The sequence below is a fragment of the Pseudoalteromonas sp. SG44-1 genome (assembly GCF_014164315.1).
In the GTDB taxonomy this organism is placed as follows: Bacteria; Pseudomonadota; Gammaproteobacteria; order Enterobacterales; family Alteromonadaceae; genus Pseudoalteromonas; species Pseudoalteromonas rhizosphaerae.
The window spans coordinates 1-2,116 of record NZ_JACJEW010000148.1; the positions used below are offsets into that span (position 1 = coordinate 1).

Below are 2,116 nucleotides of genomic sequence, written 5' to 3' on the forward strand. Positions count from 1 at the left end.
CAGCAAATCCTCTTTTTATATTTTACGTAAAATCGAAGTAACCGATTGAATCAAAATAGGAACTCGGCTATGGTTAATGCATCAATAAAAATAAATTAAAAACGAGTTATTCTACAGCCTCGTTATAAGGCATTGGAAGCTATGAGTGAGATTACACTTGATTACGGTCTTGGTTGGTTAGAAGATTTAAGGGAAGATGGTGAGATATATTTAGATATTGATATATCACCAGTTACTCTACAATCTAAAAATACTCAAAGAAAAGAAGAGTTAAAAAAGGCAGTTAGATCTGCTTTAAGCCGTCTTGATTATGTTTTAACTGGTGATGTTTCTTTTCATCTAACATGGCAATTACACGAACAAAAAAGGTTGGAAACATCTAACTCTTCTGATTTAGATAACATTCTAAAACCGTTAATAGATAGCTGTTGTGGTATTGACTGTGTGCTGGTCGACGATAATCAATTGGATGATGTTCATGTCCAATGGGTAAATTATTATGATTACGATAATGACAAAGTCATTATTACTCTTAATTTTAATCCAAGTGAGACAATTCAAAAAGCAAAGTTAGTATTTGTGGAAATTGATAAGGATCTTTATCTGCCAATAACTAAGTATGAAAGCGTAGCTGAAAGGCGTGAAGCTTTTGACCTTTTACAAACTCAATATTCAGCTAGAAAGACTGAAATTGAAAAAGATGGTTACTTAAGAGCAACCAGAAGAAAAAACAAAATGCAGAGAGTGTTTCATAAAGGTCGCTTATGTGAATACGAAATGTTAAATAAGAATGAGTACTTTGAGTAGCCTTATAACAAGTCAAATTAAAAGTGCGGACAAAAAACAGTTGGCTTTGTTCGTACCTCACAAATTATAGCCAACTATTTTTTGCCGTTTATTTGCGGCGTTAGTTGCCAAGGAAGTTTTCATGCAATCTTATAAACTTAAGCTCAGTTTTACTTCTGTAGTAAAACTAGGTTTTTTATTTGGCTTTTGCACAGGAGTAGTGTGGATGACTCTTTTGGGTGTAGCTATGTTACTTGGTTTATTTCCCGGTGAAACACCACCCGTAGTTTTAGTATTACTATTACCATTGGGTTGTTCACTACTTTTTGGTTTACATATTACACTTGGATATCCTATTTATATGTTATTCAATAAGTTCACCAAAGGAATAACAGTAAAAAATTTGATTAACGGCAACTAATCGGGTAGCCGGAGGTCTCTAACCTCCAGCCCCACACCACCCATCATGCGGGTCCGCAATGGGCGGTTCATCTCCCGTAATGAATATTGATCCAAATATCCCTCAATGACACTAAACCTTGTGAAGCTAAGTAGTTATTGCCTAGCGCAATGTTAATTCCTTTTGTTTTTGAGCTTCTACAAGGGCCTTCGCTTCCAAGCGCCTACTTTTGGTACTGGTGATACCACAGGCTATGGCGAGCCGTTCGCTGACACCCAGTTTCATTAAACTGCGTACTTTAGTGCGTGCTATTCCTTATAAATAGCGCCATTGTCGCCAGTAGCACATTCTTATCCTACGGCGGATCCAGTGATCTAAATCTACCGTTAGCTGATAAGCGTTGGCTATTAGGTAGTAGTGTCCCCAGCCGCGTAAATACTTCTTGGATCTAGCATCTGTATTACTCTAAAGCGTAGCGCCTCGGAACCTCTTTGTGAAAAATTCAATAAAATATTTTTTGCACAAAGAGCAGAAAAAGAGAAGTAAATGAGGATTATCTTAAAGACTAATATTTGCATGCGTAAAACACGATGCATTAATAAAGGTAAGCTGCTACCTCTCCAAATAAGCCACTTAAACACCTGCAATCCCTTCCAAAACGCCAATTAAAGCAACAGTAAATCCTCTTTTTATATTTTACGTAAAATCGAAGTAACCGATTGAATCAAAATAGGAACTCAGCTATGGTTAATGCATCAATAAAAATAAATTAAAAACGAGTAATTCTACAGCCTCGTTATATTTCACCCCCCTGTGTCAGGATAGTTGTCGCCTCTAACTTTTAATAGAGGCAGATAAAAATGAGACGTCGATTTACACAAGAATTTAAAGTTCAAGCGGTTGAAAAAGCATTATCTCAATGTGATGATG

Annotated in this window: 2 protein-coding genes and 1 pseudogene; 2 read left to right on the plus strand and 1 reads right to left on the minus strand. The window is 36.2% G+C overall.

Features of this window, described 5'->3' with window-relative positions:
• Positions 1-141 precede the first annotated feature (141 nt).
• Together H5187_RS23255 and H5187_RS23260 are read left to right on the plus strand one after the other, a co-directional pair.
• A complete protein-coding gene (locus H5187_RS23255) occupies positions 142-807 on the plus strand; it encodes a RusA family crossover junction endodeoxyribonuclease (protein ID WP_182798445.1) in 666 nt (221 codons plus the stop codon).
• 121 nt (positions 808-928) lie between these two features.
• The gene (locus H5187_RS23260) at positions 929-1,207 is read left to right on the plus strand and encodes a hypothetical protein (RefSeq protein ID WP_149983447.1); all 279 of its coding nucleotides are present in this window, start codon (positions 929-931) and stop codon (positions 1,205-1,207) included.
• Between the two features lie 67 nt (positions 1,208-1,274).
• Here H5187_RS23260 and H5187_RS24425 read toward each other — a convergent pair.
• Positions 1,275-1,627: pseudogene (locus H5187_RS24425) on the minus strand (group II intron maturase-specific domain-containing protein); the annotation flags it as partial.
• Positions 1,628-2,116 lie beyond the last annotated feature (489 nt).

Coding starts and splice junctions, on each gene's coding strand:
- H5187_RS23255 (WP_182798445.1), top strand. CDS start 142: ATGAGTGAGATTACACTTGATTACGGTCTTGGTTGGTTAGAAGATTTA.
- H5187_RS23260 (WP_149983447.1), top strand. CDS start 929: ATGCAATCTTATAAACTTAAGCTCAGTTTTACTTCTGTAGTAAAACTA.